12 protein-coding genes are annotated in these 15993 nt (G+C 71.5%); 4 read left to right on the forward strand and 8 right to left on the reverse strand.

The window, feature by feature from the left end; translation table 11 throughout:
• Window positions 1-22 precede the first annotated feature (22 nt).
• The 4 genes from ACPA54_RS01390 to ACPA54_RS01405 all read left to right on the forward strand — a co-directional run bounded on the left by ACPA54_RS01390 (window position 23) and on the right by ACPA54_RS01405 (window position 4218).
• A complete protein-coding gene (locus ACPA54_RS01390; protein WP_423526862.1) occupies window positions 23-832 on the forward strand; it encodes an STM4013/SEN3800 family hydrolase in 810 nt (269 codons plus the stop codon).
• A gap of 110 nt (window positions 833-942) precedes the next feature.
• Complete coding sequence (locus ACPA54_RS01395; protein ID WP_423525904.1) at window positions 943-2286, forward strand: STM4012 family radical SAM protein; 1344 nt, start codon at window positions 943-945, stop codon at window positions 2284-2286.
• Entirely contained in the window at window positions 2283-3221 is a 939-nt protein-coding gene (locus ACPA54_RS01400; RefSeq protein WP_423525906.1) for an STM4011 family radical SAM protein, read from the forward strand. The genes ACPA54_RS01395 and ACPA54_RS01400 overlap by 4 nt, the downstream gene beginning before the upstream one ends.
• A 34-nt stretch (window positions 3222-3255) precedes the next feature.
• A complete protein-coding gene (locus ACPA54_RS01405) occupies window positions 3256-4218 on the forward strand; it encodes a DUF1152 domain-containing protein (RefSeq protein ID WP_423525908.1) in 963 nt (320 codons plus the stop codon).
• An 11-nt stretch (window positions 4219-4229) separates the two neighbouring features.
• Here the strand turns inward: ACPA54_RS01405 and ACPA54_RS01410 are convergent, their stop codons facing one another.
• From ACPA54_RS01410 to ACPA54_RS01445, 8 genes are all read right to left on the reverse strand, one after another.
• Complete coding sequence (locus ACPA54_RS01410) at window positions 4230-5195, reverse strand: DUF6745 domain-containing protein (RefSeq protein ID WP_423526864.1); 966 nt, start codon at window positions 5193-5195, stop codon at window positions 4230-4232.
• A gap of 300 nt (window positions 5196-5495) precedes the next feature.
• Window positions 5496-5822 carry a hypothetical protein gene (locus tag ACPA54_RS01415; RefSeq protein WP_345674688.1) on the reverse strand — a complete coding sequence of 109 codons (327 nt, stop codon included), beginning with the start codon at window positions 5820-5822 and terminating at the stop codon, window positions 5496-5498.
• 392 nt (window positions 5823-6214) lie between these two features.
• Window positions 6215-7522: an ABC transporter ATP-binding protein gene (locus tag ACPA54_RS01420; protein ID WP_423525910.1), complete on the reverse strand. Its 1308-nt coding sequence runs from the start codon at window positions 7520-7522 to the stop codon at window positions 6215-6217.
• Window positions 7506-8561: an ABC transporter ATP-binding protein gene (locus tag ACPA54_RS01425; RefSeq protein ID WP_423525912.1), complete on the reverse strand. Its 1056-nt coding sequence runs from the start codon at window positions 8559-8561 to the stop codon at window positions 7506-7508. The genes ACPA54_RS01420 and ACPA54_RS01425 overlap by 17 nt, the downstream gene beginning before the upstream one ends.
• A complete protein-coding gene (locus ACPA54_RS01430) occupies window positions 8558-9736 on the reverse strand; it encodes an ABC transporter permease (RefSeq protein ID WP_423525914.1) in 1179 nt (392 codons plus the stop codon). The genes ACPA54_RS01425 and ACPA54_RS01430 overlap by 4 nt, the downstream gene beginning before the upstream one ends.
• Window positions 9736-10770, reverse strand: coding sequence for an ABC transporter permease (locus ACPA54_RS01435; RefSeq protein ID WP_423525916.1), 1035 nt, complete (start codon window positions 10768-10770; stop codon window positions 9736-9738). The genes ACPA54_RS01430 and ACPA54_RS01435 overlap by 1 nt, the downstream gene beginning before the upstream one ends.
• A gap of 89 nt (window positions 10771-10859) precedes the next feature.
• Window positions 10860-12437, reverse strand: a complete 1578-nt coding sequence (locus ACPA54_RS01440; RefSeq protein ID WP_423525918.1) for an ABC transporter substrate-binding protein — start codon at window positions 12435-12437, stop codon at window positions 10860-10862.
• A gap of 469 nt (window positions 12438-12906) precedes the next feature.
• Window positions 12907-15705 (reverse strand): putative bifunctional diguanylate cyclase/phosphodiesterase, encoded by a 2799-nt coding sequence (locus tag ACPA54_RS01445; protein WP_423525920.1) that lies wholly within the window; start codon window positions 15703-15705, stop codon window positions 12907-12909.
• Window positions 15706-15993 lie beyond the last annotated feature (288 nt).

Here is a 15993-nt window from a genome sequence, read left to right on the forward strand (position 1 = left end):
AGACGACCCCGCGACCCCGGACATGAACGCCGTCGTCGGCCGGCACGACCTGCTGCTGGTGACCTTGGACACGCTCCGGTACGACGTCGCCGCGGAGCTGGCCGCCGCGGGGCGCCTGCCGAATCTGGCCAAGGTGCTGCCCGAGGGCCGCTGGGAGCGGCGGCACACCCCTGGCAGTTTCACCTTCGCCGCGCACACCGCGTTCCTGGCCGGATTCCTGCCCACGCCTGTCGGCCAAGGCCCGCACCCGCGGCTGTTCGCCGCCCGGTTCGGCGGCAGCGAGTCGACGGCGCCGCGGACCTGGGTGTTCGACGAAGCCGACCTGCCGACGGCACTGGCCAAGGCCGGCTACCACACGGCCTGCATCGGCGGCGTCGGGTTCTTCAACAAGCAGGGCGCGCTCGGGTCGGTGCTGCCCGGGATGTTCGCGGAGAGCCACTGGGATCCGGAACTCGGCGTCACCTCGCCGATCTCCTTCGAAGCGCAGGTCGCGCGGGCGGAACGCGTGGTCGGCGCGCTGGACACCGACCAGAAGCTGTTCCTGCTGGTGAACGTCTCCGCCCTGCACCAGCCCAACTGGTTCCACCTGCAAGGCGCCAACGCCGCCGACGGCGACACCCGCGAGACCCACGCCGCGGCCCTGGAGTACGTCGACCGGCACATCGGGCGGCTGTTCCGCGCCATGAGCAGCCGCCGCCCGTGCTTCACCGTCGTCACGTCCGACCACGGCACCGCCTACGGCGAAGACGGGTACACCGGCCACCGCATCGGCCACGAGGTCGTGTGGAACGTGCCCTACGCGCATTTCACCCTCAACCCGGGCGAGTGGTGACCGCGGGACACACCGCCCGCCGGACCCTGCCGCCACGCGGTGTCGGGACCGCCGCCTAGGCTCGCGGGGTTCGCCGCACAGCTCGCCGCACGTCCCGGAGGTAGCCGTTCATGGGCCCGACCGCCGCCGAAGCCCCGTCCCTGGCGCTTGGGTCGCCGTACGCCGGCTACGTGTACTCGTATCCGCACAAGACCGCGTACCGAGCGCTGGAGCCCGAGCCCGCGCTGCGCGACGTGTGGGCGGGGCAAGACCTGTCGGCCCTGTTCCTGTACCTGCACATACCGTTCTGCGAGATGCGCTGCGGGTTCTGCAACCTGTTCACCCGGACCGGGGCGCCCGCCGAGCTGGTGACGCGGTACCTGGACGCCCTGGAACGCCAGGCGTCCGCGGTCCGCGAGGCGGTCCCGGACGCCCGGTTCGCGGTCGGCGCGATCGGCGGCGGAACGCCGACCTACCTGGACGCCCCCGAGCTGACCCGGATGTTCCGGATCGCCGCCGACGTCATGGGCGCCGAGTTCGGCCGGATGCCGCTGTCCGTGGAGACCTCCCCGGCGACCGCGACACCCGACCGGCTCGCGGTGCTGGCCGCACACGGCACGACGCGGGTCAGCATCGGCGTCCAGTCCTTCGACGACGCCGAGGCCCGGGCCGCGGGACGGCCGCAGAAGCGCGCCGAGGTCGAGACGGCGCTCGCCGCGATCCGCGAAGCGGCCGTCCCGACCCTCAACATCGACCTGATCTACGGGATCGACGGCCAAACGCACGCCAGTTGGCGTGCGTCCATCGACGCGGCCCTGGCCTGGCGCCCGGAAGAGATCTACCTGTATCCGCTGTACGTCCGCCCGCTGACCGGCCTGGGCCGCCGCGCCGTCACCCGGGCCGATTGGGACGCGGAGCGCCTCGCGCTGTATCGCACCGGCCGCGACCACCTGCGCGCCGCGGGGTACGAGCAGGTCTCGATGCGCATGTTCCGGCGCGCCGGAGCGCCGGCCGACGCCGACACCGGCTACCGCTGCCAGCGCGACGGCATGGTCGGACTGGGCTGCGGGGCCCGCTCCTACACCAGCGACCTGCACTATTCGTTCGACTACGCGGTGGGCATCAGCGAAGTCCGCGGCATCATCGACGAGTACGTGGCCCTCGACCGGGCCGCCTTCACCCGCGCACGCGTCGGCTACCGCCTCGACGCCGCCGAGCGGCGCCGCCGCCACCTGCTGACGTCGCTGCTCCAAGCCGACGGCCTGGACACCGCCGAGTACCGCGGCCTCTTCGGCTCCGACCCGGCCACGGATTTCGCCGCCGAACTGGAACCCCTCGCCGACCGCGGCTGGTTGGCGCTCGAAGGCGACCGGATCGCGCTCACCGACGAAGGCCTCGGCTGGTCCGATGCGATCGGCCCGGCGCTCTTCTCCCCGTCGACGGCGGCGCTCATGGACGGATACCGGGCGCGATGACCGTGCCGCTCGCCCTGTCGCGGGAAACGGCGCGGCCGCTGACAATCCTCTACCGCGGGCCGCTGGCGTCGTGCGACTACGACTGCGGTTACTGCCCGTTCGCCAAGCGCCGCGACTCCCGGGAGCAACTCCGGGCGGACCGGGCCGCGTTGGAGCGTTTCGCGGGCTGGGTCGAAGGTGCGCCGGAGCGGGTGTCGGTGCTGTTCACGCCGTGGGGCGAAGGCCTGGTCCGGTCGTGGTACCGGCGCGTGCTCGCCGAACTGAGCCACCTGCCGAACGTCGAGCGCATCGCCATCCAGACCAACCTGAGCGCCCGGCCGTCGTGGACCGAGGCCGCGGACTTGCGGCGGCTGGCCCTGTGGGGGACGTTCCACCCGGACCAGGTGCCCTACGAGCGTTTCCTGGCCCGCTGTAGGGAACTCCGCGACCGCGGCGTCCGGTTCGCCGTCGGCGTCGTCGGCCTTCCCGAACACCTGGACGCGGCACGACGGCTGCGCGGCGACCTGCCCGCGGACGTGTACCTGTGGGTGAACGCGGCAGAAGGGCGCACCTACACCGACGCCGAGGCCGCCGCATGGACGGACATCGACCCGCACTTCGCGTTCAGCCGGCACCCCCACGCCTCCCTCGGCGCGGCCTGCCGCACCGGGGACTCGGTGGTCAGCGTCGACGGCGACGGCACGGTCCGGCGCTGCCACTTCGTCCCGGACGTCCTCGGCAACCTGTACGACGGCTCGTTCCGTGCGGCCCTGGGCCGGCGCCCGTGCCCGCGGCCTTTGTGCGACTGCCACATCGGCTACGTCCACATGGACGCGCTCCCGCTCTACGACGTCTTCGCGGGGGGCATCCTGGAACGCATCCCGGCGGCATTCGGCACCGGGCAGGCCTTCGATCCGGCAATGCCGACACCGGCTGCGGGGCCGCAAATCGCTTGATCGCCGGACCGGTTGCCTTGCTACCGTGCCGCGGGTGTTCACCCTCGCCGAACCCCCGCTGTTCACCCGTCTCAAGGACTGCGAACGCGTGCTGATCGCCGGCGCCGGAGGCGGCTTCGACGTCTACGCCGGACTGCCGCTGGCCATCGCGCTGTGGCGGGCCGGCAAGCAGGTGCATCTGGCGAACCTGTCGTTCGTCGGCATCGACCGCCTGCCTCCGCGCGACCTCCTGCGGCCCGGCGTCGCCGCGGTCGTGCCGGACAGCGGCGGCCCCAGCGCCTACTTCCCGGAACGCTCGCTGTCCCGCTGGCTGGAGGCGAACGGCTTTCCGGCCACCGTGTTCGCGTTCCAGCGCACCGGCGTTCGCCCGCTGGTGAGCGGATACCGGTCGCTCGTCGCCCTGCTCCGCCCGGACGCCCTGGTGCTGGTCGACGGCGGCACCGACATCCTGCTGCGCGGCGACGAAGCCGGCCTCGGAACCCCCGAAGAGGACATGACGAGCCTCGCGGCGGCCGCCGAACTGGACGTTCCGACCAAGCTGGTGGTGTCGCTGGGATTCGGCGTCGACGCCTACCACGGCGTCTGCCACAGCCATGTGCTGGAGAACCTGGCGGCCCTCGAACGCGAATCCGGCGGCTATCTGGGAGCCCTGTCGATCCCCCGGGACTCACCGGAAGGACGCATGTACCTGGACGCGGTCGCGCACGCCGCCGCGGAGACACCGGACCGGCCGAGCATCGTCAACGGCTCCGTCGCGGCCGCGCTGCGCGGCGAGTTCGGGAACGCGGCGGTCACCGACCGCACGTCGGGATCGGAGCTGTACATCAACCCGCTCATGGGCGTGTACTTCGCGGTCGAACTCGACGCGCTGGCCGATCGGCACCTCTATCTGAGGGAACTACGCAAGACCCGCACGGCGTGGGACGTGTCGCGCGTGATCGCCGAGTTCCGCGACGGGCAGCAGGAAGTGCGGGCACGCCAGGCGTACCCGCACTGATCCGGTACGGCTCAGGTCTCCCGCGCCGGGTGGTACTCCTGCTCGGTGAGGCCGAAGGTCCAGGCGACGCCGGCCCGCGCGGTGCGGGTGGTGGGCGGGACACGAAGCCAGTAGGTGCGCACCGAACCGTCGGGCTCCGGGGTGGAGTTGAGGACCTCGACCATGACCACCGGCTCGTCGCCGGGGAGGTCGATGCGCCAGAGGACGCCGGTCTCGTCGCGGTGGAGGGGGCGCGCGCCGACCTCGGTGAGGTAGCGGTCGTAGCCGTAGATCTCCAGCATGACGCGGCGGAGTTCGGCGTTGTCCTCGTTGCGGATGCGCTGGGCGCTGAGGGCGCTGCCGGCCGGGCCGAGGGCGGTGACGAAGTCGGCGGGAACCGGCATGCCGCGCCAGGCGTGCAGGGCGAAGCCGTCGGGGAAGGCGAGGGCGGCGCCCTCGCCGTTGTGCAGGCGCGCGGACTCGTCGCGGTGCAGTTCGGTGGGGCGTTCGGCGACCAGGACGACGTTCTCGTACGGCCACCACCAGCCCGCCGAACGGGCCACCTCGGCGACCGCGTCCAGCGCGGGCGCGGACGGCGAGTCGTCGAGCTGCGGAAAGCACCGGCGAAGGCCGTCGAAGGCGGCGAGCCATGCCGCGTCGTGCTGGCCGCCGAGGGCGTCGAGCGTTGCCGCGCGGGCCTCGCGGGCCACCGGCGCGGTGGGAGTGACGGTGCCGCGGCGGGCGGCCGTGCCGCGGTCGGTGGAGGTGCCCGTGGCGGAGAGGACGGCTTCTTCGATGCCGTCGCGGATGCGGGCCGACAGGCTGGTGGTGGGATCCCACAGGCGTTCGGCGATCTCGCCCCAGGCCTGGGCCCAGGTGGCTTGGCCGAGCAGGGTGACGGTGTCGGTGCGGGCGCGCTCCCAGGTCGCGGCGCGGATCTTGTCGCGGACGCTCGCTCCGGCGCGGGAACCGGCGGGGGCGCGCACCGGGAGGCGCAGGGCGGTGAGTTCCTGCGGCTTGAAGGCGCCCGCGACAACGGTGGCGGCCACCGCGGCCGCGAGCGGGGACGCGTACCAGAGGATCTTGTCGGGCTCGTGGAGTCCGGCGGCGCGGTAGGCGGCGCGGATACCGCGTTCGGCGGCGTCCCGGTCGGCGGGGCGGGCCGCCGCGGCGACGTCGGCCCACGCGTCCGCGGTCTCGGCGAGGGCGGCCCGGTGCGCGAGCGTGAGCGTGGGGAAGACGGTCGGGGCGGCGGTCACGGCATGCTCCTGGGAAAGGGTGGGGGTGGCGGCAGCGGGTCAGTCGGCGACGATGCGGACCGCGCCGGGGACGTACTCGCGCTGGCGGACGACCTTGTACCAGCCCTTGGGCAGCGAGATGGCCGCGTGCTCCTCGTGCACGAGGCGGGTCGGGGCGTCGAGCTTGAGGTGGCCGATGGTGGTCGGCTCCGGGTCCAGGAACAGCGTGCCGGCGCCCACCACCGCGTGGGCGTGACCGGTGACTTCGCCGAGCGCGAGGACGATCCGGCCGCGGCCGTCGCGCGGCTTGGCGGGCAGGCCGGTCACCCCTGCGGGCACCGCGGTGTCGTCGACCGGAAGCAGCAGGATGTCGCCCTGGCGGTACATGAATCCCCCTCGCGGGTCCGGGAGTCGAGGCTTTCCCCCGACACCTCGAACGCTACGGGGCGCGACCGACACGCGGAGGAGTGCGCGCTCGGCTCAGGCGCCCTGGCCCAGGCCGACGGTGCGGTCGAACTGTGGGTGCGAGCGGGTGGTCCGGTCGGAGCGCGTTGGGGAAGGGGACGGTTAACCGGCCCGACCACTCCTTCTTGGGCCACGGGTTGGCGCGGCCGACCGCGCCGCGCACACGGTGGATCCGGTCGCCGACCGCCACGACGGCGTGGAGCTTTCCGCTGATGCTCACGCGTCGAACGGCCGGTGCCCGCCGGACGATCGTGTCCGGCGGGCACAGGCCCGGCAGCCGCCAACAACCCGCAACCCCTGCGGCTGCCCGGCTCCTACTCCACCAAGTGGCAGGCCACCGAGACCGTGTCGGCCGTCCCGCCGACCAGCCGGAGCCGCGGGTCCGAGCCCTCGGCGAAGTCGACGCAGGCGCGGTCGGCGCGTACTTCGACGGCGGTGACGCCGCGCCAGAAGGCGTCGTCGCGGGTCTTCTCCCGGACGCGGCCGAGGAGTTCGACGACGTCGGCGGCGGTGTGCCCCTTGCCGGGGGTGAGCGACACCGTGCGCAGGCCCGCTGTCGCCAGCTCGGCGGGCCGGGCGAACAGCGCCGACTCGGTCAGGCGCGCGTCCTCCCCCGCGGCCAGCCAGTGCCGGTCCAGGAGCGCGGCCAGGTCGCGGGCTTCCCAGCCGCAGCCGGCCACCGCGACCGGGCAGCGCGGGTGGAACGCGCAGCCGAGCGGCGGCTGCGCGGCGTCCGGGATTTCGCCGCGGGGCAGGTTGCGCGGGACGCCGACCTTCTCGGGGTCGGGGATCGCACCGAGCAGGGCCTTCGTATACGGGTGCCGCGGATTCGCGAAGATCTCCGCGGTCGGGCCGATCTCGACCACGCGCCCGAGGTACATGATCGCGATGCGGTCGCAGAAGAATTTCGCGCTGGCCAGGTCGTGTGTCACGTAGACGTACGTCAGGTCCAGGTCGCGCTTCAGGTCCAGGAACAGTTGGAGGATCTTGGCGCGGACGCTCATGTCGAGCATCGAGATCGGCTCGTCCGCGACCAGGAGTTCCGGGCCGGCGATGATGGCGCGGGCCATCACGGCGCGCTGCTTCTGGCCGCCGGACAGGTCGGAGGGGAACTTGTCGAGGAACAGTTCGGCGGGGCTGAGGCCGACCCGTTCCAGGGTTTCCGCGACCTTGACGCGGCGTTCCGCGGCGTCCGGGGCCAAGCCGTGGACCTGGAGCGGGTGGCCGACCGCGGTGGCGATGTCCATCGCCGGATTGAGCGACGCGTGCGGGTCCTGGAAGACCATCTGGAGGTTGCGGCGCAGCGGCCGCAGTTCGCCTTCCCGGAGGCCGGCGATCTCCTTGCCGCGGTAGCGGATGCTGCCGCCGGTGGCCTTGTTGAGGCCGAGCAGGGTACGGCCGAGGGTGGTCTTGCCGGAGCCGGATTCGCCGACCAGGCCGAGGACTTCGCCCTTGCGGAGGCGGAAGGACACGCCGTCGACGGCTTTGACGGCGCCGGCGTGGCGGTTGAACAGTCCGCCGCGGAGCGGGAAGTGGACTTGGAGGTCGGCGACCTCGATCAGCGTTTCGGGGGCGTCGGCCGCGGGGGCGGAGGACGCGGCGGTGTCAGGCTTCGTCGGCAACGCCGATCTCCTCCACCTCGAGCGGAAGGCGGCCTTCCGCGGTGGTCATGTCGGGCACCGGCAGCCAGCAGGTGGTGCGGCTGCCGGACGGCAGCAGGACTTCGGGCGGCTGCTCGTCGGCGCACACCCGCATCGCCTTGGGGCAGCGGGGGTGGAACCGGCATCCGGCGGGCGGGTCGGCGAGGTCCGGGGGCGCGCCGGGGATGAAGTGGAGGCCGGTGGTGCCGAGGGAGATCGTCGACCGCAGCAGTTCCTGTGTGTAGGGGTGCTGCGGGTTGGCGAAGACCTCGCCGGCGTCGCCCTGTTCGACGATGTGCCCGGCGTACATCACGGCGACGCGGTCGCAGGCCTCGGCGACGATGCCGAGGTTGTGGGTGATGAGGACGAGCGCGGTGTCGAAGTTGCGGCGCAGATCGGCGAGGATCTGGATGATCTGCGCTTCGACGAGGACGTCCAGGGCGGTGGTCGGTTCGTCGGCGACCACGAACGCGGGGCGCAGCACGAGCGCGAGGGCGATCATGATGCGCTGCCGCATGCCGCCGGAGAACTCGTGCGGGTACGAGTCGTAGCGGCTCGCCGGAATGCCCATGCCGCGCAGCGCCTCGAGGGCGCGGGCGCGGATCTGGGCTTTGCCCAGTCCGCGGTTGTGGGTGCGCAGGGCCTCTTCGAAGTGGTCGGAGACCTTCATCAGCGGGTTGAGTCGGGTCATCGGCTCTTGGAAGATCAGGCCGAGTTCCGGGCCGCGGAGGGCTTGGAGGTCCTTGGCGGGCATGCCGACGAGGTTGCGGCCGGCGAAGCGGACTTCGCCGTCGACGGCGGCGCCGGGCGGCAGCAAGCCGAGGACGCCGCGGCCGAGGGTGGATTTGCCGCAGCCGGATTCGCCGACGAGGCCGAGGGTTTCGCCGGGGCGGACGTCGAAGGTGACGCCGTCGACGGCGGCGACCGGGCCGCGCTTGGAGCCGTACCAGACGCGCAGGTCGCGGGCCGACAGGACGGGCGTTGCGGCCTCGCGGGCCGGGGTGGTGTCGGTGTCGGTCACTTGCCCTCCTCCTGCGGCTCGGTGGGGGTGGGTTCGGGGGCGGGGTCGCCGTCGCTTTCCGCGGCGGGCGGGTCGGCCTGAGCGGGGACGGTCGCCGTGCTGGCCGTGCCCTCCGCGGTGGCCGTCGCGGTGGCCGTCAGGGTGACGGTCTTGCGCGGGTTGGTGATCGGCGGGATGACCGCCTTCGCGATCTTGCGGCGGCGCATCGACGGGTTGAGTGCCTCGTTGAGGCCCTCCCCCAGCAGCGTGAAGCCGAGGATGGCCAGGACGATCGCGACGCACGGGAAGGTCGCGGTCCACCACATGCCGGCGTTGATGTCGTCGAGGGACCGGCTGACGTCGTAGCCCCATTCGGCGGCTTCGGTCGGCTGGATGCCGAAGCCGAGGAAGCCGAGGCCGGCGAGGGTGCCGAGGGCGTCGGCGGCGTTGACGGTGGTGATGACCGGCACCGACTGGACGACGTTGGAGAACACGTAGCGCCGCATGATGGTGGTGGGCTTGGCGCCCATCGCGCGGGCGGCTTCGACGTAGACCGCTTCTCGGGCGGACAGGGTCGAGGCGCGGACGACGCGGAAGTACTGCGGGATGTAGACGACCGTGATGGCCAGTGCCGTGGTCAGGACGCCGCCGCCGGGCAGGCCCTGGAACATGAACGCGGCGACGATCGCGAGGAGCAGGTACGGGAACGCGAACAGCGTGTCCATGATCAGCACGAGGACGCGGTCGAGCCATCCGCCGACGAAGCCGGACACCAGGCCGAGCAGGACGCCGACGATCAGCGAGAACACGACGGAGAGCAGGATGACTTCGAGCGCGGTGCGGGCGCCCCACACGACGCGGGAGAGCACGTCGAGGCTCTGCACGGTGGTGCCGAACCAGTTCGTGCCGCTCGGTGCGCCCTGCTTGGGGAAGCGTTCGCCGCTGTCGGTCTTGTAGGTGTCGAAGTCGTAGGGCGCGATCCACGGCGCGAACACCGCGGCGATCACGAAGATCCCGCTCAGGACCAGGCCGGTCCAGAGCATGTACTTGGCGACGCCTTCGGTTTCCCGGATCTGCGCGCGGATCTTGTGGAGGCCGCCGAAGCGGTGGCCCTTGGTCTTGGCGGCCGCCTCGGCGGCGGTCGCGGCTGGCTCGGGGGCCGGGTTCGGCGTCGGGTTGATCTCTGTGGTCGCCATCAGTACCGCACCCTCGGGTCGATCAGCGCGTTGACGAAGTCGATCAGGATGCTGATGCCGACCACGACCACGGCGATGAAGGTGACGATGCCTTGCACCGCGATGTAGTCGCGCGCGTTCAGGTAGTTGATCAACTGGTTGCCGAGTCCGGGCCAGCTGAACGTCTTCTCGGTGAGCACCGAGCCGCCCAGCAGGATCGCGAACTGCATGCCGACCACGGTGGTGACCGCGACCAGCGCGTTGCGGAACGCGTGCCGGTTGACCACGGATTTCTCGGCGATGCCGCGGGCCCGGGCGGCTTCCACGTAGTCACCGCGCAGGGTCTGGATGAGGTTGACCCGGACCATGCGGATGAAGACGCCGGCGATGATCAGGCCGAGCGTGCCCGCGGGCAGGATCAGGTGCAGGAAGATGTCGTTGACCGCGTCCCAGTCCCCGGCGAGCATCGCGTCGACGATCAGGATGTGGGTCTTGGTCGGGGTGTTGAGCTGAACCAGCGGGGATGCCTGGAGGCTCGAATCGTCCAGCCAGTGCAGCTTTTTGACGATGACGAGCTGGGCGAGCGCGCCGAGGACGAACGCCGGGGCCGCGTACATCACGATGCCGAACAATCGGGTCGCGACGTCGAACGGGGTGTCTCTCCACCGGCCGGCGAGCCTGCCCAGCGGGATGCCGACCCCCAGCGCGACCACCATCGCGGCGAGCGTGAGGGTCAGAGTCGCGCCGCCGTTCTCCACGATGATGTCCATCACCGGGCGGTGGTCGGAGATCGTGGTGCCGAAGTCGCCGCGGATGACGTCGCCGAGGTAGTCGCCGTACTGCGACAGCAGCGGCCGGTCGAACCCGGCGGCGTGGCGCTTGGCGTCGATCTGCTCGGCGCTCATCTTCGCGCCGCCCGAGGAGGCGGTGATCGGGTCGCCGGGGGCGACGCGCATCATGAAGAACACCAGCGTGAGCAGGATCAGCACCATCGGGACGGCCAAGGCGAGCCGGATGGCGAAGTACCGGCCCAGGCTCCCTGATTTCTGGCTCATAGTCAGATTCCTTCGTGGACACGGCACCGGGCACGGGCGGCGGTTCCGCCCGTGCCCAGTGCTGTTGGTGTCCTACGCGATTGCCGGGGCTACTTCTTGCCGATGACCCAGAAGCTGATGAGGACGGAGACGTCGAGGGTCTTGTCGACGCCCTCGATGCCCGGCCGCGTCACCGCGACCTGCTTGCCCTGCCACAGCGGGAGGTACGGCACGTCGTCCGCGACGATCTTCTGGAGTTCGGTGAACGCCTGATTGCGGACCGCCGGGTCGGCGCTCGTGCGCTCCTTGGCCACCAGGTCCTTGGCGGCCTGGTTGTCGTAGCCGGTGTGGAAGGTGCCGTCCGGGCTCAGGAACGGCGCGAAGTAGTTGTCCGTGTCCGGGAAGTCCGGCTGCCAGCCGGCCCCGAAGATCGCGTACTCGCCGGCCGCGTAGGCCTTCTTGTACGCCTCCCACTCGGTGGTTTCGAGCTTGACCTTGAACAGGCCGGACTCGTCGAGCTGGCGCTTGAGTTCGGTGTACTCGTCGGCGGTGGTGGCGCCGTAGTGGCCCGGGTTGTACCAGAGCGTCAGGTCGACCGGGGTCTTGACGCCGGCCGCGTCGAGGATGGCCTTGGCCTTGTCCTTGCTCGGTGCGCCGTACTTCTGCTTGAACGCGTCGGCGTGCCCGGCGAAGCCGTTGGCGGCCAGCGTGTAGAGCGGGTCGACGGTGCCGTTGTAGGCCTGCTTGATCATCGCCTCGCGGTCGACGGTCTGCGCGATGGCCTGGCGGACGGCCTTGTTGTCGGCCGGGCCGCTCTTCACGTTGAACGCCATGAAGCGGATGGTCGAGCCGATGCCGTCGATGACCTTGATGCCCTGGGCGGACTTGCCGCGCAGGTCCTGGATGTCGGTCGGCGAGAGGCCGGTGACGGCGACGTCGACGGTGCCGTTCTCGATGGCCTGCTTGAGGGCGGCCGACTCCGGGAAGTACTGGATGACGAACTTGCCGTTCGCCGACTTGACGTCGCCCTTGTACTTGTCGTTCAGCTCGAAGCCCGCCTGCTGTCCTGCGGTGTACTTGGTGAGCTTGTACGGGCCGGAGCCGAGCAGGAAGTTGCTGTCCGCCAGCTTGTCCGCCGGGTACTTGGCGGCCGGCACGATCGCGCCGACCTCGCTCGCGACGATGGACGCGAAGGTCACGTCGGCGGCCTTGAGGTGGAAGACCACCTTCAGGTCCTCCGGGGCCTCCACGCTCTCCATCGATTCCAGAAGGCTCGCAGGGCCGTTCGGGTCGTTGATCTTGACCATGCGCTCGAACGTGAACTTGACGTCCTTGGCCGTCAGCGGAGTCCCGTCGGAGAACGTCTGCCCCGGCTTGAGGGTGCAGCTGTACGTCTTCGGGTCCGGGAACTCGCACTTCTCGGCCGCGTCGGGCACCGCGGTCGTGCTGCCTTCCGGATAGCGGTAGAGCTTCTGGAAGGTGTTGCGGATGATCGTCCACGACGGGAGGTCGTACGCGGCCGCCGGGTCGAGCGACCCGACCTTGTCGGTGGTGCCCAGGATGACGGTGGAACCGCCGCCGCCGGCGCCGGTGTTCTTGTCCTTGTCGTCGCTGCCGCAGGCCGCCAGCGTGGTGGCGGCGAGTATGCCGACCGTAGCCGCCGCTATCGCGCGCTTCGTACGTGCCATGGATGAAATCCCTCTACCCAGGCGCCGAATGGTGGACACCCGGCGCTGCCTGGGCCGGAACACTAGCCGTCGGGTGTTCCCGATAGAGGCTGATGATTGGTCTCAACCAAATCACAGACTGGACACGGTGCTCGGCTTTGCGCGTAGATCACCGGGCGATTTCCGGCAATCCCCAGGCCTTGACGCTTGGAAGCCTTTGATTCGAAGGCCAAGAGTGAAATATGGCTTGGCGCCGAAAGTTCCCGAGGAATCAACAAAGTTACCGGGATCACATATCAACAAACCGGTCATCTCCGGCCATCAACGCACTAAATATCCGGTTGTTTTCATCCGAAATTCGCAATGAATACCGGCCACCGAACACACCGGACCGGAGAGCGGATCATGGCGAGGTGTCGGACAATGAATCTGACAGGTCGTCAGGTCGATGGGCGGGGCATGGCCGCGACCGCCGCGACCGCCGGGGCGGTCAGCGCCCGGCGGCGTCCAGCAGCGTCGCGATGCGTTCCGGCGGACCAGGCCGGGAGAAGTACCAGCCCTGGCCGGCATCGCAGCCGATCGTGCGCAGGCGCTCCGCCTGCGCCGCGGTCTCGATGCCCTCGGCGGTCACCGTCAGCCCGAGCGCGTGTGCGAGGTCGACCAGCGACGCGACGATCCGCGCGTCCACCGGGTCCGCGGCGCCGGGCGCGCGCAGGCCCTCGACGAACGACCCGGCGATCTTCAGCTCGCACACCGGCAGCCGGCGCAGATAGGCCAGGTTGGAGTAGCCGGTGCCGAAGTCGTCGATGGCGATGCGGACGCCCATCGACGCCAGTTCGCGCAGGCGTTCGAGGGGGCCGCCGTCGGTGGCCATGATCTGCGACTCGGTCAGCTCGAACTGCAGCCGCTCCGGCTCCAGCCCGGTCTCCGCCAGCACGCGTTCCACCTGGCGGACCAACCCCGGCTCATGGCACTGGCGTTCGGCGAGGTTGACGCTGATGAACGGGCCCCGCTCGGGCTCGGCGAGGCCGAGGCGGCTCGGCCGTCCGGCGCCGTGCCAGCGGCGGGCGGCCCGGCAAGCGCGTTCCAGCACGTACATCCCCAAGGGGACGATCAGCCCGGTCTCCTCGGCCAGCCCGATGAACCGGTCGGGCCCGATCAGGCCCTGCCGCGGATGCCGCCAACGGACCAGCGCCTCGACACCGCACATGGTGTTGTCCACGAGGGACACCAGCGGCTGGTAGTCCACGTAGAACTCGCCGTGGTGCAGGGCGGCGGGCATCTCCGCGGACAGCGTGTAGCGGGCGACCTCGCGGTCGTTGCGTTCGCTGTCGAACACCGTCCAGCGGCCGCGGCCTTCCGACTTCGCCCAGTACAAGGTGATGTCCGCGGCCCGCATGGTGTCCGCGGGGCCGGTCCCGGCGACGGGGCGCTCGACGATGCCGATCGACGCGCCGACCGTCAGGTCGTGTCCGCGGATCCGGAACGGCTCGCGAAGCGTGGCCAGGATCCCCTCGGCCAATGCGACGACCTGCCCGGTACCGGCGGAGTTCCGGACCAGCACCACGAACTCGTCGCCGCCCATGCGCGCGATGAGGTGCCCGGCGCGCGACACGTAGGTGTCGAGCCGGCGCGCGACCTCGATGAGGAGTTGGTCGCCGACGTCGTGGCCGAGGCTGTCGTTGACGACCTTGAACCCGTCCAGGTCGAGGTAGCAGAGGCCGACCCGGTCGTGCGCGCCCGGCTCGGCGAAGACCGCGTCGAGCCGGTCGAAGAACAGGGCCCGGTTCGGCATGCCGGTCAGCGGGTCGTGCTGGGCCTGGTGCCGGAGGCGGGTGTAGAGGCGGTGCCGGTCGGTGACGTCCTCGACCATCGCGACCTGGTACTCGGGGCGTCCGGCGGCATCGCGGATCAGCGAGATGGTGAGGTGCGTCCAGACCGGTTCGCCGTCGGCGCGCACGTAGCGCTTCTCGGCGGCGAAGTGGTCGCGGTCGCCGCGTAGCAGCTCGGCGTACCACTGGGCGACGTGCGGCGGGTCCTCGGTGAGCATGACCGCGCCGAGGTACCCGGTGAGGTCCTCCCGGCGCAGCCCGAACATCTGCGCGAGCGCCGGGTTCACGTCCAAGACCGTGCCGTGCACGTCGGCGATGGCGATGCCCAGCCCGGACTGCTCGAACACCGCACGGAACCGGGCCTCGCTGGCGTACAGCGCCTGCTCGGCGAGGGCACGGGCGTCGTCGCGGGCACCCAGCACGGCGGCGTGCGCGGCCTGCTCCTCGGCAAGCGTGCGGGTGCGGAGGGCGTCGGCGTACCCGGCGGCGAGCGCCCCGTGCACTTCGGCGACCCGGCGGGCGTGCGCCTCGCGGTCGGGGACCTGCGTGCCGATCCGCGGCAGCCACGAGCCGATGAGCGAGAACGTGTGCTCGAGCATGCCGCCGCCGGGCGCGGACGTGGCGACGAGGGCTTCGCCCACCGCGCGGGCTTCGTGCGGGTCGCCCGGGTCGGCACTCAGCGCGTGCACCAGACGCTGCGTCAGGTCCTGCAGCCGACCGAGGAGTTCCCCGCGCTCGTCGGCCGACGCGTCGGGATCGAGCCGCTGCGCCCACTGCTGGGCGAACTCGTGGTGGGCGGGGCCGTCGGCGGGGGTGGGAGACGTGGCCGCGGGGGGCGGGGCGGACGACGCGGCCGCCGGGGCGGAAGGCGTGGGAGCCGGGGCGGCGGGGGTCGGGGCCGAGACAGAGTCCGCCGAGGCGGAGGGCGTGGACGCAGAGACCGCGGGAGACAGGGCAGAGTCCGCGGGAGCCGACGCGGAGGGCGCGAGTGCGGAGCCGGCGGGGGAAGCCCCGGAGCCAGGGGCGGACCGCGGCGCGGCGGCGGAACCGGACGCGAACTCGGCCTGGTCGCCGAGGTCCGACGCGCCGACCGGCGTTCCCGAGCGCGGTGCCGACTGGACCGCGGCCTCCGCGGGCGCTCCCCCGTCCGCGTCCGCCGCGTCGGTTTCGTCCGCCACCGGGGCGGTCAGGGTCAGGTCCGCACGGGTGAGTTCGGTGCGGGCGACGTCGCAGCGGGCGCATTCGAGGTCGGTGTCGGCGAGGCCCGGCAACGGGCGGCCGGTCTCGGTCAAGGCCGCGTCCGGCAAGCCGGTTCCGGTCAGCGCGCTCTCGGTCAGGCCGGGCACGACGGGCAGGTCCGCCATATCCGGCAGGTCCGCGGTGGCGGGGCCGGCCGGACGGCTCGCCGCCGCGCCCGCACCGCCCGGGCCCGGCGTGACGTCGTCGCGGGGTCTCATGCCCCGCTCCCCCGGCGGTCGTTGCTGTGCATGGCGCTGCCCCTGCCTGTCGGTCGCTGCACGTCTCCCGCCTTCCGACGCCCGGCGAAATCGGCCGGTCCGCGGCGGCTGACGCCACGGCCGCCGCCGGGCGGTCCCTCCGGGTACTACGGTGTGCCCCACACGCGCGATCAGCCGTGTGATCACTGTCGACGGTATCCGCCGAGACCACGAAACGTCTCAGACTCGGCGTTGCCGCGTGGAGCATCACTCCTGCGAGGGACACCGCGACAGGTTCGTTCGGGGGAT

Source organism: Uniformispora flossi (assembly GCF_049534875.1).
Lineage (GTDB): Bacteria > Actinomycetota > Actinomycetes > Streptomycetales > Streptomycetaceae > Yinghuangia > Yinghuangia aomiensis.